Raw genomic sequence first — 23943 nt, forward strand, 5'->3', positions numbered from 1 at the left:
TCATTCCTTTCTTAACTGTTTGGAAACTCAGATCTTAACCAAAAACAAATGTTAAATCACATCTATACCTTAATATATATATACCAAATTATTATAAAAAAGTACCCAACAAAATAAACACAGAGACTTAAACATTGAAATGGCTTAAAAACGTATCATTCAAACTATTTGTTACGACAAAGGAGCTCTATAATTTATTTGATGACATCTAAATTTTTAGGGGACTCTAAAGTACTGCTTTTAAGTCAAGTACACAAATAAAACTTTAATCTAATTTAGACTTACTATTCCAGTATGAAGATAACTCAAGATAGTCTATTGAAAACGCTGGAGATTGCCTTTCTAATATTTCGGCTTGAAAGGAACGTTCTAATATATCTTCTATTAAATAATCTTCCTTAACATCAAATGGACGATATTCTTCTTTTATAGATATATCAAAAAGTTTTGCAGTATTATTATACCAGAATGCCCTCCACCCTGTTCGTAGTTCTTTAACTAACTCAAAGGCGGTGTGGCCAGTTTGACGATGAATTAATTTTACAAGTATTTGGCCTTCCGTGCGGGTTAATTTTTTGAGTTTTTCAGAAAACTCTCCTTCTATATACTTCTGAATTCGTTTTGTGTATCTTCTTCGGTCGCTCTTCTTTTCAATAGTTTTTAGGCGCTCAGTCATTGTCGTAAGCCTTTCTGAGGCTAACTTAGCATATGGGTATACTTTGCGAGTCTTTCTCCTTAATATAAGGTAGCGTCTTCGGTCTTTTTTATTATTGAACTTTAATTTATTGAGTAATACAATTTCTTCTAGATCTATAAACTCTCTTGGAATAGAGTCTCCTTTAACCATGTAATAAAACATTTCGGTAGAATCATTTTTAATGGATACTCCATCTTTTTCCTTTTGAGCAAAGGATGAAAATCCTATTAATAGAAGACAGACAAGTATGTATGGGGTGTTTATTTTCATAAATAGGGTACTAATACGTTCCGAAGAAAGCTAAAACCGTTCCAAAAATAAAGCTTTTACGATGGACGCGTCACTTTAATTATTTAATTTTGAAAGGAACATAAATACAACGCAATGGCGAAATCTATATTGAATAAAGAATCACTTAATTTTTTAGAAAGTTATTTAAATAATGCTGCCCCTACTGGTTATGAATGGGAGGGACAAAAACTGTGGATGGACTATTTAAAGCCCTATGTGGATGAGTTTATTACTGATACATACGGTACTGCAGTAGCGGTTATAAATCCAAAGGCAAAATTTAAGGTAGTTATCGAAGGACATGCTGATGAAATTTCTTGGTATGTTAACTATATTAGTGATAATGGTCTTTTATATGTTATAAGAAATGGAGGAAGTGATCACCAAATTGCTCCTTCAAAAATTGTGAATATCCATACTGATAACGGAATTGTTAAAGGAGTTTTTGGGTGGCCAGCAATACATACTCGAAATAAATCTAAAGAAGAAGCTCCTAAACCAGACAACATTTTTATTGATATAGGTGCGGTTGATAAGGAAGAAGTTGAAAAAATGGGTGTTTACGTAGGTTGTGTTATTACGTACCCAGATGAGTTTCATATTTTAAATGAAGATAAATTTGTATGTCGTGCTCTTGATAATCGTATGGGTGGTTTTATGATTGCTGAAGTTGCTAGGCTTTTAAAGGAGAATAAAAAGAAGTTGCCATTTGGGTTATATATTACAAATTCGGTTCAAGAAGAAATAGGATTACGAGGGGCGCAGATGATTGCTGAACGTATAAAACCAGACGTCGCTATTGTTACAGATGTTACGCACGACACCTCTACCCCAATGATTGAGATGAAAAAACAAGGCAGAGCCGAAATAGGACAAGGCCCTGTTATTGCATATGCTCCAGCGGTACAACAGAAATTAAGAGACTTAATTACACAAACAGCAGAAAAGAAAAAAATACCGTTCCAGCGAGCTGCACTATCTAGAGCAACAGGAACAGATACTGATGCTTTTGCATATAGCGGTAGCGGTGTGGCGTCTGCTTTAATATCACTTCCTTTACGTTATATGCACACTACTGTAGAAATGGTACATAGAGATGATGTAGAAAACGTTATTAAACTTATCTATGAAACATTATTAAACATTAAAGATGGTGAGACTTTTAGTTATTTTGACTAAGTAAACACTTATTAAGTTAATGTTTTTTTTAAAACCTTCTGAAATTTTAAAATTTCAGAAGGTTTTGTCTTTTTGTTAAGAAATTTTAGGAACAATTTGAGCTAATTTTGATACATGGATATGACAATTACTCAAATTAAATCTGTTTTAAAAAATCCTGCTAAAGCTGCAAAATATGCTAATTTAATTTATATAACTGATAATAAATTGACAATACAAAGGCATAAATATGGTAGGGGATTTTTTTACACACTAAATGAAATAAAAATAAAAGATAAAAAATCTATCAAAAGGTTTAAAGGATTAGTAATACCTCCTGCTTGGAAAGATGTAAGGATTACACCACTTGTTAATGGCCACTTGCAAGTTGTGGGAAGAGATGAAAAAAATAGAAAGCAGTATCGCTACCACCCTAGTTGGTCAAAATTTAGAAATGAAACTAAGTTTTTTAAAATGGTAGCTTTTGGAAATGTTCTTCCCAAAATTAGAGCACAAGTTGAAAAAGACTTAGAGCCTGAAGTTATGACAAAACTTAAGTGCCTTGCTTTGATAATTAAATTGATGGAAGAAACTCACATAAGGATAGGTAATGAGTACTATGCTAAAAGAAATAAAACCTACGGACTTTCTACCATGCGCACTAAACATTTAGAACTTCAAAACAAAGATTTAAGATTTCATTTTATTGGTAAAAAAGGAAAAGAACATAGTATTTCAATTCAAGATCAAAAACTTCAAAAATTAGTATTAGAATGTAAAGAGATCCCTGGGTGGGAACTCTTTCAATATTATGATCAAGATAATTATCACCATAGCATTGACAGCGGAATGGTTAATGATTATATATCTGAAATTAGCGGAGTACTTTTCTCTGCTAAAGATTTTAGAACTTGGAGTGGTAGTAAAATATTTTTTATGACTTTAAAAGAATTGGGACTTACTAATAATAAGGATGAAATTAAGAGTAATTTAAAAAAAGCCTTTAAAATCACATCTGAAGCACTTGGAAATACACCTAATGTTTGTAAAAAATATTATGTCCATCCGGCAATAGTATCTTGTTATGAAAATGGAATTATAAAAAAAGCATTTAAAGAAATAGACAATTTAAGTGATTCATTATTTTTTTCATCTGCCGAACAAGCTCTTTTAAATATATATCAAAAATATACTATTGAGATATAATTTTATCAAGTTGATATAATAATGATTGGTATTTTTTCAACATTAAATTTCCCTTAAAATCTTAAAATTACCATAACTAGATGTTTTTGACTCACTTATTTAAACATTTAATACAGGGTTAACACTAAAAGTCACTTAAGTAATTATATTTGCACAAAATTTAAAACCCTCATATGAAAAAATTATTATTTATCGCAGTTGCTGCATTATTTTTAAATGCCTGCGAAAAGGATTCTACAACCCTTGAAAACGATTTACAAACAAGTAATGATATTGCGCTTGCTTTTGATACAGCATCTCAAAATTCAATTCTTGGAATTTATAAAGGCGTATTTACTACAGAAGATTCACAAACTAGAGGTATAATTGAAATGACTATGCCAGGAACATCAGGATTTGTTTCTTATTATGGACAATATCCAACAGCTAAATTAATGTTAGATAATGGTACTGTAATAAACGCTGTAGCAAATAGAGCAATAGCAGAAAATGAAGGTGTTGTTGATGTTCAATTTAATGGCAATGGACTTTCTTTTGTATTAAATATGAATGACAATGGAGAAAACGTTGAGTTTTCTAACATAACTTTAAACAACGTTACTTCTTATGCGTTAGTAAAAAAACATACTAATAGAGCACCTATTTCTCCAATTACAGGAACATATCAATGTATTGAATGTCAAGACCACCCTAACTTAGAGGCTGGACTAGAGCAATCTTTTAATGTGGTAATTACAGAAGCTCCAGATGAAGTATTTGATATTGCAACTCAAGTAATGTTAGGTACTACAGAATTTTTAGGTGACGGTCTTCAAGGAGATTGTGTTGAAAATGGTGTTTTAACTTCATGTGATACTTTTGGTTCGTTTGATGTTGTAGGCGGAACTTCTATCTCTTGGGATGGTACTCACTTATTTAACAATGAAGATACTGCTGCAGGAAATGACTGTTCAGATTTTGATGGAGCTTGGACATGGGTAACTACTAGTTATGGTACTATTAGTGGTACTTTTTCAAGCGATGTAAATGCTTGTACTCAAACACCAGCAATTTTGGCTGTTGAAGATTTTGATGGAACAGCACCTGTATGGATGACTACAACCGATGTGCCATTTTTCACAAATGCTAGTGGTGATGACTTTTGGGGACCGTCTGATGGTACAACCGGAGGTTCAGCTGCTAATATTGATTATAATGTAGTTGGAAACTTTTTTTATGTTCAGGATTTGAATAGTCCTAGTGGAACTACACAATTTGCAACTTTAGACTTTGCTGATGTTGATGTTACAGGTAGAACTAGTGTAACGATTACATTTGATTATGATGTTGTTGGTTTTGATGGAGGTGATGATGTTGAATATATTGTTACTATTGATGGAGTTGATCAACCTACTGTATTATTAATAGATGGTGTTGATGGTGGTGGTATTACTGCAGAAAATACAGAGTCAATCTCTATTCCTGATGGTACTACTACAGTAAGTTTCCTTATTAGAGTTAAACAAAACGGTGGTAATGACTACGCAGGTTTTGATAACTTTGAAGTTAAAGGAATTTAGTTTTATTAAATTTATTATAAATTAAAAAAGCTCCCAAATTGGGAGCTTTTTTTATCTTAGCGTTAAAATAATATCCATCTGTGTTATTCAACTCATTTGATTTTGGGCTTTTTCTTGTTATTGTTTACCTGCTTTATTGGGGCTTAGGTAGCAAACGACGTACTCCACAAAATTTTTTATTATTAACAGCAAGTTATTTCTTTTATGGAATATGGGACTGGCGCTTTCTTGGATTACTTTTGGCAAGCTCGCTAATAGATTACTTTGCTGCAATTAAAATTGAATCATCATCCTCTAAAGTTGCAAGAAAGTCATATTTATGGTTGAGCCTGCTCTGGAATTTAGGTGTACTCTTTGTTTTTAAATACTACGGTTTCTTTGTAGATAATTTTGTTGGCTTGTTTACAGACAATCCAACAGCTAATCATTATTACTTTTGGAATGTTATTATTCCTGTTGGTTTGAGTTTTTACACATTTCAAACAATGAGTTACAGTATCGATGTTTATCGAAAAAATATTAAAGCCTCAAAAAGTCTTTTAGAGTTTCTCTGCTTTGTAAGTTTTTTTCCGCAATTAGTTGCCGGCCCTATTGAGCGTGCTAGAGCGCTATTACCTCAGTTTAAAAAAGACCGAACTTTTGATTTTCAAAATTCTAAAGAAGGCTTACGACAAATATTATGGGGTTTATTTAAAAAAATTGTAGTTGCAGATAATGTTGCCGTCGTTGTTAACGCCATTTATGCATCTCCAGAAGACTATGGTAGTCTTTCGTTACTCTATGCCTCTGCCCTATTTTTTTTCCAAATTTATTGTGACTTCTCAGGATATAGTGATGTAGCTATTGGTACTGCCAAACTTTTTGGATTCAAACTGAGTAAAAACTTTAATATTCCATATTTGTCTCGCAGTGTATCTGAATTCTGGCAACGCTGGCACATAACACTCACTAAATGGTTTACAGACTATGTTTATGGTCCTATAATAAAAAATACAAACCGAAATTATTTTTGGAAAACAATTGCTTTGTTTATTTCGATGACTTTAATTGGTTTGTGGCATGGCGCAAAATGGACATTTATAGCTTTTGGGATTTTTCAAGCGATAACAATTTCGATAGAAAGAATTCCTTTTAAAATAAAAGGAAAGAATTTTAATCTTATTATGTTCTTGACTAAAATACCGCTTGCCTTAACTGTTATTTACAGCTTTGCTTTGATAATGACGTCTTGCATTTTTTTTAGAGCACATGATATTCAGGGTGCATTTAGCATTATCAAAAGGATAGGTTCTTTTATTCCTTCTGAAAATTTTTCTTTAATTATAGGGTGGAAAATAGGATTTGTAATTTTACTAATCTTGGCCGAAGTATTCACTAGATTTAAGGCATATCCACTATTCCAACTAGAAAAAATATGTAGTAAACCAGTACGCTGGACAATTTATTATTGTATTATTTTGCTCATCATTAGATTTCCGGGTCCTAAAGAACAATTTATTTATTTCCAATTCTAATCCATGCAGAAAAAATTCATCACATATTGTCTTTTGTTTTTTCTCCCTGTTGTGGTGGTATTAGTTGGATTTGAATACACTACTAGAAATTTACCTACAACTTATGCAAAAATTGGAGCATTAAGTGAAAACAAAAAAGACAAAATTGAAATCATGTTTCTCGGATCTTCACAAATTCAAGGGGGGATTAACATAAAATATATAGACATTCCAGCTATAAATTTTGCTTCTGGCTCTCAACACCACCGAGAAGATTTTGCTATTTTCAAACAAACAAAAGATAGATATCCAGAATTAAAATATGTTGTTTTTGAACTAAGTTACGCACACTTAGAAATTCCACATAATGATAAAACATTTTGGAAAAATGCAGTATACCTTAAATACTATGGTGTAAATGCTTATGAAAGGAATACCTATTTTAAGGATAAACTAATTTATATATCTAACCCAGATTTATTTTCAAGACAACTCTATAATTTTTATATCTCAAAACCCGTTAAAAATCAGTTTACCCTTAATGAATATGGATTTAATGAGTTAAATGATACTGGTAGTTTTAAAGTATTGAATTATGATACTAGCAAAATCAAAAAAAATAATTTTAGTATTAGAACTAAGGAGCTTCCAGAAACATTTAAGTATAATACATTCTTTTTTGAAAATATGATAGAAGAGGCCACTTCTTCTGGGTTAAAAGTTATCATTGCTACAATACCCACATATACGACATATAATAATGCAAGAAATCCTAATATATTAAGGAGAAGAGATTCTGTTTTAAATAAAGTAAAACAGACCTATAAAAATGTGTCTATTTTTAATCTTGAAGATGATACGATTAATTTTAAAGTAACTGATTTTAAAAATGAAAATCATCTAAACCCAAAAGGTGCCGAAAAATTAACAAAAATGTTTAACATCTTTTTAAAACAAGAGGTTTTGGATGATTAAAATTTCAGCTTTGCTACATATTTCTTAGTGGCTTCAATAACCTTTGGTGCTAAAATAATGGTACTTAACATAGTAGGTATGGCCATCATTGCAAAAAATGTATCAATTAAATTTATCATCATACTCAAAGAGGTAGTCGCTCCAAGAATAATACTTGCTAAATAAATATAATTATAGTACCCTTGATATTTAGTTCCAAACAAAAAAGACATACACTTTGTCCCATAGTAAGAATAAGAAAATAGAGAGGAAATACTAAAAACTGCAATACATAACATTAACGCGTATTTACCATAACTCGCAATCCCATTTTCAAACGCAGTAACCGTTAAACTAACTCCATTTGCCTCACTAGTCTGCCAAACACCAGTTACTAAGATAGCTAGTGCTGTCAACGTACAAATTAAAAGCGTGTCAATCGCAGGGCCAAGCATAGCAACAAGTCCTTCTCTAACGGGTTCGTTTGTTTTTGCTGCACCGTGAGCCATAGGCGCCATACCTATGCCTGCTTCATTTGAGAATGCACCACGACGAATACCTAGTAAAATTAAACCTCCAACAACACCTCCTAAAAAAGTATCTCCTTTATAAAATGAAGCCGAAAAAGCATCTGTAAAGATGAGCGAAATGTATTTTGGCACTTCAGAAATGTGACTCCCTAAAATAATCATAACCATAATTAAATAAAGTACAACCATTGCTGGCACTAGCCTACTTGCAGTTTTACTAATCCTTGAAAGTCCACCCAAAACTACAATTCCTGTAATTACAGCTAGAACAATACCTATAACTAAGTTACTCTCAAACCCCGAAAATAATCCAGCAGGTTTTATAATTATATCATTTAAAGCTTGCGTTAGTTGATTTACATTAAAAACTGGTAGCGCTCCCACAAGACCACACAAGCTAAAAAACACAGCAAGGAATTTCCATCGCTTGCCAAGACCCTCCGTGATAACATACATAGGACCTCCTTGTATATTACCAGCGTCATCTTTTCCACGATATAAAACAGCTAATGTTGCCGTGAAAAATTTTGTTGACATTCCAATGACCGCACTTACCCACATCCAGAATACTGCCCCTGGCCCACCTATAGCAATAGCTACGGCAACACCTGCTACATTTCCCATCCCTATTGTTGAAGACAAAGCAGTAGTCAGAGCTTGAAAATGACTAATCTCCCCATCATCAGTCTCATTATCATAGCGCCCTCTTAACACAGCAAATGCATGCCCAAGAAACAAAAATGGCATAAATTTAATACGGACTAATAAATAAATTCCGCCCCCTATTAGCAATAACAATAAAGGTAAACCCCAAGCAAATGAGGCTATGTCTGCAATAAATGTATCAATACTTTTAAACATCTTCGGAAATTTAAATTTGATTTTAAAATATAGGTATTGTTAGATAATTAGAGAGGCTTATAATTTAAACAGTATTCAAATGAATTGTAAAAACTGAATCATTATGTTTTCAATTAACCCAACCACTTTAATCCAGCAAAGCTAAACCATCCAAAGTTTAAAAAACAAGAACTTTTAAATTTTCATTATTTCTATTCTATTTTTCTATTTTTCATTCTACACTTTTTCCTTTTATTTGTAACTCATGAAGAAAAAACTACTACTTATATTAATCATATCCATTCCACTATCACTAATAGGACAAGAAACAAGACTATGGAAAAAGTCTGCTTTTACAATTACTCCCGAAGTTTTAACTGGTATTACAGCTCCTGCAAATGATGGTTTTCCAGAAACAGATTTACATAAACAACTACTCATTACATTAGGGCGTAACCATAAAAATAATCCGCAAGAATGGGCACAACGCATTAAAGGATTAAGAACAGGAATTGGTTTTGGTATTTCAGATTTTGGTAATTTAGATAGTTTAGGTGTTGCTATAACAGTAATTCCTCAAATTCAATTTAATGCTTTTGGTAGTGAACGATTTTCTGTAACTACTGGAATGGGTGCCTCTTATTTTACCAAAAACTACGACCCTATTACAAATCCTAATAATAGAGCTGTAACAACAGATTATACTTGGGCATTCAGGTTATTTTTAAATTATAATTTTTTAAAAACACAATCACTTGATTGGAATATAGGCATAGGGTATTCACATCATTCAAACGGGCATACAAAACTAGACAATCAAGGATATAATTCTTTTCTATTAAGCCTTTCGGCAGCGATTAATAATCCGTTTAAAATTTCAGAAGAAAATATTCCTATTCCTAAAAAAATAGTTGAGCATTCAAGTTATTCTTACTTCACTCTTCGTGGCGGACTAGGTTGGAATGTTCTCGCACTGGCTTTCAATGATAATAGAGAAGTGTATTCTTTTAGTGCTGAATATGGTAAAGTCTATAATAATACTTGGAAAGTGGGGTTAGGATTAAATTATCGTTTTTACGAGCATTATTACGATTATATAAATGGTAATGAATCTTTAGTCCAGCATGGTCGAGAATTTGAGGACTTTAAAGAACACCCTGTATGGAATGCTTCAAATATTTCAGTAGCCATAAACGGCGAAGTGCTTTTAAATCATGTGGGGATTGCAGTGCAGATAGGCTATAATTTTCATAAACCCGGTTACAAAATTGACTACCGAATTAATGAAGGTTGGGATAATACCCCAAGAGAAATCCCAGAAAGTTGGATGCTAGGAGAGTTCAATACAAAGTTTAAATTAAAACATAGAATTTCAAGCCGCATAGGGGCAAAATATTACTTTATAGGAACTACCAAACAACCTCAACATAATATTTTTATTGGCGCTCACCTTAACAGTAATCTTGGGCAAGCAGATTTTAGTGAAGTAAGTTTTGGGTATGTATATAACTTCGGAAATTAGGCAAAATTCCTATTTTTAACCTGTGTTATAAACTTCTATTTGCCTCAAGTATTACAATTGTCCGAATGCTACAAAGTTTTGCTTTCAAACTAATTATACATACCATTACATTAAATGCCTTTGCTTTACTCTAAAGATAAATTTTAGTCTAATAGATTTTACTATTTATTTCTTTTTCTAAAAATTAAATATCCTCATAATTTGTATTTACAATTTTAACAACAACAGTAATCAATATAATATCCTTTACATTTCTGAATTAAAATAAAAAAGTCCCTTCCGTTTTACCGAAAGGGACTTTATCTAATTAACAATTTAAATTATACTATTATCTAGCAAGTATCAATCTGTGAGTAGATACAGAATTTCCTGAAACTACATTGATTACATACACACCATCTGATAGTGAATTAAAATCTAATGATTGTGAACCTGCAGTCATTTGTAATTGCTGTACAATTTTACCTGATCCAAGTTCAATAACAGTTACATTAATCTGAGTTCCAAATTCCTGAGGAATCTTGATTGTTGCATTTCCTGAAGATGGGTTAGGATAAATCACTATACCGCTACCATTTGTTTGAATATCATCGATAGCCAATAAAATAGTTTGTGCTTCAAAAGCTCCTATATCACGTCTTCCTTCAAATACAGCTTGATCAATTTGATCATTAAAATTATCTGCTGGGTCACCTGCATTGTAAGCAAGACTTCCTTCTAATAGTTCATGCGTTTCAGTAACACCACCATTGTCTTGAAGTGGTCCTAACATAGGGTCAGTCTCTTCAATATCATTAGCAGCTTCTGGAAATGCATTTGCATCATCAGTACCAATCAAGTTATAATCATTAGAAAATACATTAGGTCCTGCAACATCAGTTCCTGTGTTTGCTGTATTTAAAGCAATGATTGTATTTTTAAAGAACACATCACCATTACCAAATACACCTCCACCATTATTAGATGCAGAGTTTGTAGCAATTGTTGAAGCATTAACTTCATACCCAGAATCTGTAAAAATACCTCCACCATCGACAGCTGTGTTTCCAGAAACAGTACTTGTTAATAAAAGTCCATCACCACCATCAACTACAATACCACCTCCACGTGAAGCAGACGTATTATTTGAAATTGTTGAAGTAGAAATATTTAATGTACCTCCATTATTGTAAACACCTCCACCACCATTTGCAGCAGCAGTACCAGAAACACTATTACCATCAACTGTAGTAGTTGTTACGGTCATTACGTTTCCGTTTTGATTCCATAATGCACCTCCTTCAGCAGCAGCAGCATTATCTGAAAATAAAGCATTATCAATTGTAACTGTTCCATTTGTACCAGTTACATGTATTGCTCCACCATTACCTGGCGCAGGCGTTCCTGCTCCACCATCTACATCGTTTTCTGAAATGTTACTATCTGAAATATCTAGGTTACCCTCAATCATTTCAATTGCACCACCAGCTCTATTTGCTGAGTTGCTAGTAAATGATGTCCCTGAGATTGTAACATCTCCAGCCGTAGTAAATAAACCACCTCCAGAACCAGCGGCTCCAGTTGCTAAGTTATTTGTTATCGTGGTTGTCTCATCTAATGAAAGTGTTCCTCCATTATTAAAGACTCCACCACCACCATTATCTGCAGCTGCACCTTGTGCTTCATTTCCATCGATAGTCATATTTGAAACTACCATAGAACCTGAACCATTCCATAATCCACCACCTTCGCTTGCAGCAACATTTAATGTTGCAGAACCTCCAGTGATTGTTGAGTCACCAGGGCCTGTAATATGTAATCCACCACCATTTCCAGGAGCTGAACCAGCTTCATTTGCAGTCATTGTAACATTTGTTAATGTTAACATATTTCCAGCAACAGAGTTATCTTCAATAGCTCCACCTGCTCTATTTGACCTGTTACCAGTTAATGTAGTTTCAGTTACAGTTAATGTACCTTGATTATTTAAGATACCTCCACCAGAACCAGAAGCTCCATCAGCAACATTATCGTTAAAAGTTGCATTTGTTACTGTCATAGTACCTCCTTGGTTATACATTGCTCCACCACCTTGGTCAGCATCTGCTCCACTTGAAACATTTGCTGTAAAAGTAGTTCCATCAACATTCATTGTTCCTACGTTATTCCAGAAAGCACCACCCTCAGCAGAAGCTGTGTTATTACTGGCAGTACCGCCGTTTATCGTAGCATCACCAGCACCAGAAATATGAATTGCTCCACCATTACCTGGGCTAGTAGCTGTTGCATTACCATCAAAATCTGTATCAGTTACAGTTAATAAACTTCCTGCTATAGCAACTTCTTCAATTGCTCCACCAGCTCTCATTGATGTATTACCATTGAATTGTGAGCCAGAAACTGTCAAAACACCTAAATTATTTAACACTGCACCACCAGAACCAGAAGCTCCGTCAGCAACATTATTATTAAATATAGCATTAGTAACAGTAATAGTTCCTGCTTCATTAAATAAAGCTCCACCACCTTGGTCTGCATCTGTACCACTTGCAACGTTTGCATCAAATGATGTTCCGTCAACAGTCATAATTCCAGCATTATTCCAAAATGCTCCACCTTCTGAAGAAGCAGTATTATTATTTGCTGTACCACCTGTAATTGTCGAATCTCCAGGTCCAGTAATGTGAAGTGCTCCACCATTACCTGGACTAGATGCTGTCGCATTTCCGTCAAAATCAACATCAGTTAATGTTAAAGTGTTTCCTGCAACAGAGTTATCTTCAATCGCACCACCAGCACGCATTGATGTATTTCCGTTAAAAGATGATGAGGTTACTGTTAAAGTTCCCAAATTATTTAGAATACCACCACCAGAACCAGCGGCTCCATCTGCAACGTTATTATTAACTGTAGCATTTATTACTATCAAAGTACCACCTTGGTTATGCATTGCACCACCACCATTATTTGCGTCTGGTCCGCTTCCTACGTTTGCAGTAAATACGGTTCCATCAACATTCATTATTCCAACATTGTTCCAAAAAGCACCACCTTCGCGAGAAGCAGTATTATTACTTGCTACACCTCCAGTTATGTTTGCATCTCCAGGGCCAGAAATATGGATTGCTCCACCATTACCTGGACTTGACGCTGTTGCATTACCATCAAAGTCTGTATCAGTTACAGTTAATAAACTTCCTGCTACTGCAACTTCTTCAATTGCTCCACCAGCACGCATAGATGTGTTATTGTTGATTTCAGAATTTGTTACCGTAAGTGTACCCAAATTATTTAAGATACCTCCACCAGAACCAGCAGCTCCGTCAGCAATGTTATTCGTTATTGTTGCATTATCAACAACCAGTGTACCCCCTTCATTAAATATACCAGCACCACCTTGGTCTGCATCTGCTCCACTTGCTGTGTTAGCATCAATTGTTGTTCCTGTTACGGTCATATTTCCACTTCCGTTCCAAAGTCCACCACCTTCTGCAGTTGCTGTATTCGAGTTTACAGTACCATTTGTAATTGACGCATTACCTGGTCCAGTAATATGAAGTCCACCTCCATTTCCAGGGGCGTTACCTACTGTATTACTATCTAATGTTACATTAAACAAAGTAATTGTTCCAGGGCTCGTTAAAGAATTATCTTCTATACCACCACCTGCTCTATTAGCTGAGTTATTTGTAATTGTTGAATTATTGACAGTTACAGATCCTCCGTCCACATTTTGAATTCCTCCACCAGAACCAGATGTTCCAGTTGCAGTATTGTTGTCAATTGTTGAACTGTTTTGTACCATCAACGTACCACCATTATTGAAGATTGCTCCACCACCATTAGTTGCGTCGTCTCCGCCAGCAGCATTAGTCATCATCGTTGAACCATCAACTATCATTGTAGCTCCTACTTGGTTCCATAATCCGCCACCTTCACTCGCAGCATCGTTTCCAGTAATTTCTGCATCTGTTACATTTACTATCGCAGCACCAGATACGTGAATACCACCACCATTACCTGGGTTAGGTGTTCCTGCAAATCCATCTACACTATTTGTGATTAATGAAGTTCCTGTCATATTCAAAGTACCTATTACAATTTCGATACCTCCACCAGCACGGTTAGCAGCATTATTATCAATCATTCCATTAATAACAGATACCAATCCATCTGTACTCAAAATACCTCCACCAGAACCAGATACTCCAGTTGCCGTGTTAGATTGAATAGTACCATCAATAACGCCAAGGTTACCTCCGTTGTTATAAATACCACCTCCACCTTCACCACTTACTGCAGTGTTAATATTAACCATAGTATTAAAAACATTCATCACACTTCCAGCTTGGTTCCATAATCCACCACCTTGATTAAAAGCTTGGTTTGCTGAAACGGTACCATCATTAATAATTGTTGTTGCTACACCAGATATGTGTATTCCTCCACCATTACCTGGATTTGGAGTACCTGCTGTACCATTTACATCATTAATTGAAACTGAAGTTCCATTTAATGTTAAATTACCATCAATAATTTCAATTCCTCCACCTGCTCTATTGGCACTGTTTTGAAAAATTGTAATATCTGCAATCGTAACATCTCCTGCGGTAGATAAAATACCACCACCAGAACCAGAAGTTCCAGTTGCTAAATTATTAGCTATAGATGTACCTGTATTTATATTCAATGTTCCGCCATCGTTGTAGATTCCTCCACCACCGTTTTCGGCCATTGCTCCACTTGCTGTGTTTCCTGTAATTGTTACTCCAGTTACATTCATCGTTCCTGTACTGTTCCAAAGTCCACCACCTTCTGAACCTGCAGTATTTCCAACTACAGTTCCACCAGTAATATCTGAATTAGCACCTCCACCTACGTGAAGTCCACCACCATTACCAGGCGCTGAATTTGTAATATTTGTATTAAGAATAATATCTGTAGTAGTTAATGTTCCTCCAGCAATCTCAATACCTCCACCTGCTCTATTTGATGTATTATTTGTTATTGTAGTTCCTGTTAAGGTTACATCTCCTCCATTACCTAAAATACCACCACCAGAACCGGCAGCTCCGTCAGCAACATTTGAGTCTATTAAGGTTGTAGCATCTACGTTTAATGTTCCGCCATCGTTGTAGATTCCTCCACCACCGTTTTCGGCCATTGCTCCACTTGCTGTATTTCCTGTAATTGTAACTCCAGTTACATTCATAGTTCCTGTGCTATTCCAAAGTCCACCACCTTCTGAACCTGCAGTATTTCCAACTACAGTTCCACCAGTAATATCTGAATTAGCACCTCCACCTACGTGAAGTCCACCACCATTACCAGGTGCCGTGTTTGTAATATTTGCATTAAGAGTTATATCTGTAGTAGTTAATGTACCTCCAGCAATCTCAATACCTCCACCTGCTCTATTCGATGTATTATTTGTTATTATTACTTCTGATAATGTAATATCTCCACCTGTACTATGAATACCACCACCAGAACCAGCAGTTCCATCAGCAACATTATTTACAATGTTTGTTCCACTAGCAACATCAAGTGTACCACCGTTATTAAAAATTCCACCACCACCGTTGGTAGCATCATCTCCTGAAGCTATATTTTGATCAATAAATGTATCAGCAAATAAGCCTCCTGCTGCAGGTGTTAAAATATTCATCGTACCTCCATTGTTCCATAATCCTCCACCTTCACTGGCTGCAGAATTTGCAAGAGCAATACCACTAAATGATACCGTAGCTCCATTTCCAGTTACGTGAATACCTCCACCATTTCCTGGATTAGCTGTACCACCTGTTACGATTCCGTTTACGTCATTGTTACTAAGGTTAACATTAATAATGTTTGCAACACCATCAATAATCTCAATACCACCACCTGCGCGATTTGCTCCATTACTAGTAATAAAAGCTCCAGCTACTTCTACTGTTCCTGCTGTACTTAAAATACCTCCACCAGAACCAGATGTTCCAGTTGCCATATTGCCGAAGATATCAGCAAATCCAGTAAATAAATCTCCTTGTGTATTTAAAGTTCCTCCATCATTGTAGATACCTCCACCACCTTGTTCTGGGGCATCACCTGTTGCAGTATTATTACTTATTGTATTTGAACCTGTTAGATTCATAGTTCCTGTACCATTCCATAATCCACCACCTTCAACAGCAGTGTTATTTGTTACTGTAGCATTTGTAAATGTTGTATCTCCAGCTCCTGAAATATGATAACCACCACCATTTCCTGGGGCAGTACCACCGTTTGCTATATTAGCATTTAACGTTAAGTTATCAAAAGCATAAGCTTGTCCTGCTTGAGAACGAACTTCAATACCACCACCAGCTCTATTAGCTGTGTTGTTTGAAATTGTAATTCCATCAACAGTAAGTACTCCTTCGTTAGTAAGAATACCTCCACCAGAACCAGCTGCTCCAGTTGCATTATTACCATCTATTGAAGTAGTTCCGTCAACAATTAATGTTCCCATTTCATTATAAATACCACCACCTCCTTGCTCTGGTAATGCTCCGTTAGCTTCATTATTATTAATTTGTGAATTTGTAACAGTCATTACTCCTCCTCCATTCCATAATCCTCCACCTTCAACAGCAGTATTATTTGTTACTGTAGCATTTGTGAATGTTGTATCTCCAGGTCCCGAAATATGGTATCCACCACCGTTTCCAGGGGCAGTACCTCCATTAGCTGTATTAGCATCAAACGTTAAATTATCAAACACAAAAGAGTCTCCTGCAACTGAACGTATTTCTAATCCACCACCTGCTCTATTTGCCGTATTGTTTAAAAGTGTTACACCATCAATCATAAGTACTCCCGGTACTTCGTTGAGAATACCTCCACCAGAACCAGCGGCCCCTGCAGCAGAATTTCCTGAGATTGTTGTAGCTGGCGAAACAATTAATGTTCCTCCATCATTGTAAATACCTCCACCACCATTCTCAGCGGCAGCACCGTTTGCAACGTTATTTATAATAGCAGCACCATCAACATTCATTGTTCCGCCACTATTCCATAATCCTCCACCTTCACTACCTGCAATGTTTCCATCGACTGTACCTCCAGTAATTGTTGAGTCTGCTCCCCCACCTACGTGAAGTCCTCCACCATTTCCTGGTGCAGTATTTGTTGTATTTGTATTTAACGTAATATTTGTTGTTGTTAAATTTCCGCCAGAAATTTCTATACCTCCACCTGCTCGATTGGATACATTATTTGTAACAACTGTACCATCCATTGTTACAATTCCTCCATTACTTAATAAACCACCACCAGAACCAGCAGTTCCGTCAGCAACGTTTCCATCTAAAGTTGAATTGATTACATCAAGCGTACCTCCGTTATTAAAGACACCACCACCACCATGAGTAGCAGCTGCGCCGCTTGCTGTATTATTATTTATATTTGGATTGTTAAGAACCATTGAAGAACCTGCTTGATTCCATAATCCTCCACCTTCTTGGGCAGCAGTATTATTTTCTACATTACCACCATTAATTGCAATTGTAGCAATCCCTGATACGTGTAAACCTCCACCATTACCTGGTGCAGCTGTTGCAGGTGCATTACCTGCATTGTTATTACTAAGGTCAATATCATTTGTAGTTAAAGAACCTACAATTATCTCTATTCCACCACCAGCTCTGTTAGCTACGTTATTTACTACTTGAGTTCCAATGTCTGAAATTGTTACATCACCTGCTTCACTTAAAATTCCTCCACCAGATGCACTTCCTTGAATTGCAAGATTGTTATTTACAGTTGAGCCTGAATTAATTAAAAGTGTACCACCTGCATTATAGATTCCACCACCACCTTGGTTAGCATCTGTTCCTGTAGCAGTATTTGAATTAATTGTAGAATTAGCTACAGTCATTGTTCCTACACCATTCCATAGACCTCCACCTTCAACAGCTGTATTTGCTGCAACGTTAGAATCTGTTATAGTCGCATTTGCATCTCCAGTTAAATGGATTGCTCCTCCGTTACCTGGTGCCATTCCACCATTTGCGATATTATTACCCAAATCACAATTTATAATACTTAAATTTCCTCCAGCAGACATTTCAATTGCTCCCCCAGCTCTATTGGCTTGGTTTTCTTGAAAGAAACCACCAGTAGGTGCACCATCTATAATAACATTTGTATTTGCAGCAGCAAAAATTGCTCCTCCAGAAGCTGCTCCTGTAATTGCTAAGTTTCTATTAAAATTTGTGTCTATTATATTAAGGTCGCCTCCAATAGAGAAAAGTCCACCACCACCAGTTGTTCCACCAATAGCAACATTATCATCAAAACTTACCGAATTTATAGTCATTATTCCATTACCATTCCAAAGACCTCCACCTTCAACAGCTGAGTTATTCAATACCAAACCTCCATTCATAGTAACATTTGATGCTCCAGATACGTGAAGACCACCACCATTACCAGGATTTGCTCCTAAAGTAACACCAGCATCATTTCCATCAAGTATAACATCGTTCATTTCAAAAGTACCTCCTGAAATTTCAATACCTCCACCAGCTCTTATTGCTTGATTATCTCTAAAAATAATATTATTTGCAGGTAATGCTCCGTTACTAGTTATAGTAACTGACCCACCATTACTGTGAAGACCACCTCCAGAACCAGAGGCTCCATTTGCTACATTGTTAATTACACGAGTAAGTCTAGGTACAAATCCAACTAATAAATTATTTACAATTAAATCTCCTCCATTATTAAATATACCTCCACCACCGTTAGCAGCTGAAGCTCCACTAGCAACATTTCCATCAATATCACATCCTGAAAGCGTCATAGTTCCTGTTCCATTCCATATAGCTCCACCTTCATTAGCAGCTGTATTTCTTAAAAATCTAGCAGATAACGTTGAAGATGCCGCACCAGTAATGTGAATTGCTCCTCCATTACCAGGAGGCCCTGTAACTGTATTAGTTAAAAACACAGTATTTCCAGCAACAATTAAATTATCACTAGATTGAATCTCAATAGCGCCACCTGCTCTAGTTGCAGTATTTCTTCTAAAAGAACCACCGTTAATATCCAAAATACCTGTACCAGTATTAAAAATTGCTCCTCCACTTCCTGGTGCACCATTTGCCGTATTATCATTAAATGAAGATCCATTAATATCAAGTGAAGTATTTTCACTATAAATAGCTCCACCATTGTCTGCAACACCATTAATAAATGTAACGTTAGTAATAGCAACATTACCAGCATTAGTTATAGTAAAAATTCTGCTATTATTCGACCCGCTAATAGTACTACCAAAAGCAGTTATAGTCAAATCATCTGTAATATCAATAGCACCAGAAGTCAAAGTAGGATTTATAAATAATCCTATTGAGACAGTATCTGGTCCTGGGTTCGCATTGGCATTGGTTATTGCTTCACGCAATGAACCAGGACCAGCGTCATTGCCATTGGTAACTTGACCAAATGACAAGAATGTCGTTAGTAAAAAAGAAATCGATAAGAAAAGATTTCGAGTAGTGGTGTTTCTCATAGTGTAGTTTTTTGATTAATGTTCTATGGAAAAGTTACGTTGAAATCAATAGTTTGGTTTCTTAAATTATGTTAAAACATCTATAATTGAGATATTTAACAAATAATTAAGAAATGATTTTTAAGAAAAAATAATGGAAGTAAGTAACTAGGGTAAGGCTTTAAAAGAAATTTTATCTTCCTAAAAAAAGTATAAAATAATTTAAAAAAATTATTAACTTACAATATTATCTATTAGACGAATCTAATGTTTATTGTTAATATATTAACAACTAAGCTTAATACTCTTAATAGTTTCCTAATTTAAAAAAAGTGGTTTTCTTCGGAAATGAGAAGTGCTTTAAACTTGTAATTAAAATGAAGAAATTTTAATTAGTGTATTGCCTATTTTGTTAAATAACTCGCAACATTTTTCTCAATGCGACTTTCAATATTTGAAACATCAGCCTTAATAAAATGCTCACCAGTTATATTTTCATAAAGTTCAATATAACGTTCTGAAACTGTTGTTATATAGTCATCACTCATTTCAGGTACTGGTTGTCCTTCTAATCCTTGAAAATTATTTGCAATAAGCCATTGACGCACAAACTCTTTTGATAATTGTTTTTGTCCTTCTCCTTTGAGTTGACGTTCTTGATACCCATCTTCATAAAAATAGCGTGAAGAATCTGGAGTATGAATTTCATCGATTAACACAATCTTACCAGATTTTGTTTTTCCAAACTCGTATTTAGTGTCAACTAATATTAACCCACGAGAAGCAGCTATTTCAGTTCCTCTTTCAAATAACTTTTGAGTGTAATCTTCTAAAACAATATAATCTTCTTCACTAACAATACCCTTTTTCAAAATATCTTCTCTAGAGATATCCTCATCGTGGTCACCCATTTCGGCTTTAGTAGCGGGTGTAATAATTGGAGTAGGAAATTTATCATTCTCTTTCATCCCTTCTGGCATTGCAACACCGCACAATATTCTTTTACCTGCCTTATATTCTCTTGCTGCGTGCCCACTCATATAACCACGAATTACCATTTCCACCTTAAAAGGTTCGCATGCTTCACCAATTGCAACATTAGGGTCTGGTGTTGCGGTTAACCAATTTGGGACCAAATCTTCAGTCTCCTTCATCATTTTTGTAGCAATCTGATTTAGAATTTGTCCTTTATATGGTATTCCTTTTGGCATTACAACATCAAACGCACTCAACCGGTCTGTCGCTACCATTAATAATTGATTATTATCTAAGGTATATACAGAGCGTACTTTACCGTGATAGACTTTTTTTTGACCTGGAAAATTAAAGTTGGTTTTAATAATGGTGTTCATTGAATATCTTTAAGCGTTTGACGTTTAGTATTTGACTTTTATAAAGTCATAACCTTTTTTGAAGATTTATTTTTTATCCTTTAATTTTTTCAAGGTTGACAGCTTCTAATTTTTGAAACCAATTGGGGACATTTAAATTTATTTTTTGATTTTCTAAAAGAAAGTGCATACTGCTTGCATTTTTATTATAACCATCGAGCATTTTTTGATCAACCATTTTTATAAAATCTTTTGATAATGTCTTATCTGCATAAATACGGTATACTACATTTACATTCTCTGCATTTGAATTCAAGAGATGATCATTTACTAAATTTGCTGTATCATTATTTACTTTTTCAAAATCTACCAAATTATTTTCCAATCTAATATGCTTTTGTTCATTCAAATAAACGTTTACAAAAAAGGTAGTTGATTCTGATTTTGAAACTTGTCCTAATATATTTAAACTAATAAATGCTAAGACGACAAATGCGAGTGTATTTTTCATAATTAAAAACTATTTAATTTTATATTCTTTTATATAATGTAAATTTTGACTTTTTATTCTTTGCAAATTAATGGATTCAATTTTACAATTTATAATCATCTCAATTTTTTGAATTTAATATATTTCCGAAGAAGAATTATTAAGAATCTAAATTTTCAATACTCTTGTAAGCCGCAATTATTGATTTTACAAGTTTATGACGAATGATGTCCTTGTCATCTAAATATACAATACCAACCCCTTCAGTATCTTTTAAAACAAGCAAGGCTTCTTTTAAACCAGAAATTACGCGTCGAGGTAAATCTATTTGTCCTGGGTCTCCCGTAATCATAAACTTGGCACTTTTTCCCATTCTAGTCAAAAACATTTTCATTTGAGCATGGGTAGTGTTTTGAGCTTCATCAAGAATTACAAATGCATTGTCTAAAGTTCTCCCTCTCATAAATGCGAGTGGTGCAATTTGTATGGTTCCGTTTTCAATGTATTGTTCTAATTTTTCTGCAGGAATCATATCACGTAAACCGTCATACAATGGCTGCATGTAAGGGTCTAGCTTTTCCTTTAAATCGCCTGGTAAAAAACCAAGGTTCTCCCCTGCTTCTACGGCTGGTCTTGTAAGAATAATTCGTTTAACTTGCTTCGCCTTTAGAGCTTGTACAGCTAATGCAACGCCTGTGTAGGTTTTACCTGTACCAGCTGGACCTACTGCAAAAACAAGATCATTTTTTCGCATTAACTCAACAAGTTTTCTTTGATTTGCCGTTTGTGGTTTTATTAATTTTCCACTCACTCCGTGCACCAAAATCTGATTACTACCAGGCGCACTTTCATAATCATCCTTACTATTACTTGTTAATACTCGCTCTATACTATTTTCATCAATTTTATTATACTTAACATAATGTTCTAATAGCATTGTTATTTTTTTATCAAACTGCTCTAAAACTTCCTCATCGCCGTAAGCTTTGATTTTACTCCCTCGTGCAACTATTTTTAATTTAGGAAAGTATTTTTTTAGTAGGTCAATATTAGAGTTTTGTAAACCAAAAAACTCTCTTGGGCTAATTTCAGTTAATTCTATGATAAGTTCGTTCAAAAGCGCTAGGTGTTTATAAGATTATATAGATAGTGTAAATATAGTTTTTATACCTCTAAAAGTAGTTTATTTTTGTACTGCTAGTTTAAACAAAATATCAACAATTTTTATGCCCATCATTACGCTTACTACAGATTTTGGCGAGAAAGACCACTATGCGGGTGCAGTAAAAGGGGCTATTTATACAGAATTAGCAGATGTAAAAATTGTTGATATCTCACATTCTGTTTCTCCATTTCATATCACAGAAGCTGCTTATATAATACAAAATGCTTATAATAGCTTTCCTCCTGGAACCATACATATAATAGGTATTGATAGTGAACTCAACCCAGAAAACAAACACATTGCTGTTTTACTTGATGGACATTACTTTATCTGTGCGAATAACGGCATTATCTCTATGCTCGCTAATGAGATAAATCCAGAAAAAATAGTTGAAATTAATATTCACAATAAAATAGTAACTAATTTTCCAGTACTTGATGTTTTTGTAAAAGTTGCATGTCACATAGCGCGAGGTGGAACTTTAGAAATTATTGGTAAAAAGATTGAAACTATTAAACAAATTACAGGTGTTAAACCTGCTATAAATATTGAAAATGGGCAGATTATAGGTACTGTTATTTATATTGATAACTACGGAAATGTAATAAGCAATATCACTCGTGCCACATTTGAAGATGTAGGAAAAGGGAGGGATTTTAAAGTTACTGCTCGTAGAGCAAGTTTTACAAAAATACACAGCCACTATAGTGATGCGATAAATTTTGATGTGCCAGCAGAGAAAAGAGATGAAGATGGAAAAAAAATTGCATTATGGAATAGTTCAAACTATTTAGAACTTTCTATTTATAAAAGCAATCCCGCTACGGTAGGTAGTGCAGCCTCTTTATTTGGACTTGAATATAGAGATACCATTGTTGTAAAATTTGATTAAGGATAAAACATGTTCACACGTATTGTTAAAATGGAGTTTCAAGAGGAGAAAATTCCTCAATTTCTAGAAAATTTTGAAACGGTAAAACATAAAATAAGAAATTTTAAAGGATGCCTTTTTCTAGAATTATATAGAGACAAAAGAGATCCAACTATTTTCTTTACCTATAGTAAATGGGAAGAAGAAAATGCCTTAGAGAATTATAGAAATAGCGAACTTTTTAAAGGTGTTTGGGCAACAACAAAACCTATGTTTCGTTCTAAAGCAGCGGCTTGGAGCGTTGACACGCTTTTTTCCGGCATATAGTAAATTAAACAAT

Annotated in this window: 14 protein-coding genes; 8 read left to right on the forward strand and 6 right to left on the reverse strand. The window is 34.6% G+C overall.

What is annotated here, in order from left to right; genetic code table 11:
• Positions 1-265: 265 nt before the first annotated feature.
• Complete coding sequence (locus GB234_RS13345; protein ID WP_151895083.1) at positions 266-967, reverse strand: DUF4294 domain-containing protein; 702 nt, start codon at positions 965-967, stop codon at positions 266-268.
• Between the two features lie 114 nt (positions 968-1081).
• On the opposite strand from GB234_RS13345, the gene GB234_RS13350 reads away from it, so the two are divergent.
• The 5 genes from GB234_RS13350 to GB234_RS13370 all read left to right on the forward strand — a co-directional run bounded on the left by GB234_RS13350 (position 1082) and on the right by GB234_RS13370 (position 7379).
• Positions 1082-2167, forward strand: a complete 1086-nt coding sequence (locus GB234_RS13350; RefSeq protein WP_151895084.1) for a M42 family metallopeptidase — start codon at positions 1082-1084, stop codon at positions 2165-2167.
• A 114-nt stretch (positions 2168-2281) separates the two neighbouring features.
• Positions 2282-3352 (forward strand): DNA topoisomerase IB, encoded by a 1071-nt coding sequence (locus GB234_RS13355; protein WP_151895085.1) that lies wholly within the window; start codon positions 2282-2284, stop codon positions 3350-3352.
• 173 nt (positions 3353-3525) lie between these two features.
• Positions 3526-4911: a hypothetical protein gene (locus GB234_RS13360; RefSeq protein ID WP_151895086.1), complete on the forward strand. Its 1386-nt coding sequence runs from the start codon at positions 3526-3528 to the stop codon at positions 4909-4911.
• An 80-nt stretch (positions 4912-4991) separates the two neighbouring features.
• Positions 4992-6425 carry an MBOAT family O-acyltransferase gene (locus GB234_RS13365; RefSeq protein ID WP_151895087.1) on the forward strand — a complete coding sequence of 478 codons (1434 nt, stop codon included), beginning with the start codon at positions 4992-4994 and terminating at the stop codon, positions 6423-6425.
• Positions 6426-6428: 3 nt separating this feature from the next.
• A complete protein-coding gene (locus GB234_RS13370; protein WP_151895088.1) occupies positions 6429-7379 on the forward strand; it encodes a hypothetical protein in 951 nt (316 codons plus the stop codon).
• Here the strand turns inward: GB234_RS13370 and GB234_RS13375 are convergent.
• Positions 7376-8749 carry an alanine/glycine:cation symporter family protein gene (locus tag GB234_RS13375; RefSeq protein WP_151895089.1) on the reverse strand — a complete coding sequence of 458 codons (1374 nt, stop codon included), beginning with the start codon at positions 8747-8749 and terminating at the stop codon, positions 7376-7378. The two genes, GB234_RS13370 and GB234_RS13375, sit on opposite strands and share 4 nt — an antisense overlap.
• 244 nt (positions 8750-8993) lie before the next feature.
• Between GB234_RS13375 and GB234_RS13380 the strand changes: the two genes are divergently transcribed.
• Complete coding sequence (locus GB234_RS13380; protein ID WP_151895090.1) at positions 8994-10250, forward strand: acyloxyacyl hydrolase; 1257 nt, start codon at positions 8994-8996, stop codon at positions 10248-10250.
• A gap of 328 nt (positions 10251-10578) precedes the next feature.
• Here the strand turns inward: GB234_RS13380 and GB234_RS13385 are convergent, their stop codons facing one another.
• From GB234_RS13385 to GB234_RS13400, 4 genes are all read right to left on the reverse strand, one after another.
• The gene (locus tag GB234_RS13385; protein ID WP_151895091.1) at positions 10579-19767 is read right to left on the reverse strand and encodes a choice-of-anchor Q domain-containing protein; all 9189 of its coding nucleotides are present in this window, start codon (positions 19765-19767) and stop codon (positions 10579-10581) included.
• 383 nt (positions 19768-20150) lie between these two features.
• A complete protein-coding gene (locus tag GB234_RS13390; protein ID WP_151895092.1) occupies positions 20151-21098 on the reverse strand; it encodes a phosphoribosylaminoimidazolesuccinocarboxamide synthase in 948 nt (315 codons plus the stop codon).
• Between the two features lie 73 nt (positions 21099-21171).
• Positions 21172-21588: a hypothetical protein gene (locus tag GB234_RS13395; RefSeq protein WP_151895093.1), complete on the reverse strand. Its 417-nt coding sequence runs from the start codon at positions 21586-21588 to the stop codon at positions 21172-21174.
• 139 nt (positions 21589-21727) lie between these two features.
• Complete coding sequence (locus GB234_RS13400; protein ID WP_151895094.1) at positions 21728-22684, reverse strand: PhoH family protein; 957 nt, start codon at positions 22682-22684, stop codon at positions 21728-21730.
• A 109-nt stretch (positions 22685-22793) separates the two neighbouring features.
• On the opposite strand from GB234_RS13400, the gene GB234_RS13405 reads away from it, so the two are divergent.
• Together GB234_RS13405 and GB234_RS13410 are read left to right on the forward strand one after the other, a co-directional pair.
• A complete protein-coding gene (locus GB234_RS13405) occupies positions 22794-23624 on the forward strand; it encodes an SAM hydrolase/SAM-dependent halogenase family protein (RefSeq protein ID WP_151895095.1) in 831 nt (276 codons plus the stop codon).
• Positions 23625-23633: 9 nt separating this feature from the next.
• Complete coding sequence (locus GB234_RS13410; protein WP_151895096.1) at positions 23634-23930, forward strand: putative quinol monooxygenase; 297 nt, start codon at positions 23634-23636, stop codon at positions 23928-23930.
• The last annotated feature ends 13 nt before the right edge of the window (positions 23931-23943 follow it).

The sequence above is a fragment of the Patiriisocius marinistellae genome (assembly GCF_009014635.1).
Lineage (GTDB): Bacteria > Bacteroidota > Bacteroidia > Flavobacteriales > Flavobacteriaceae > Patiriisocius > Patiriisocius marinistellae.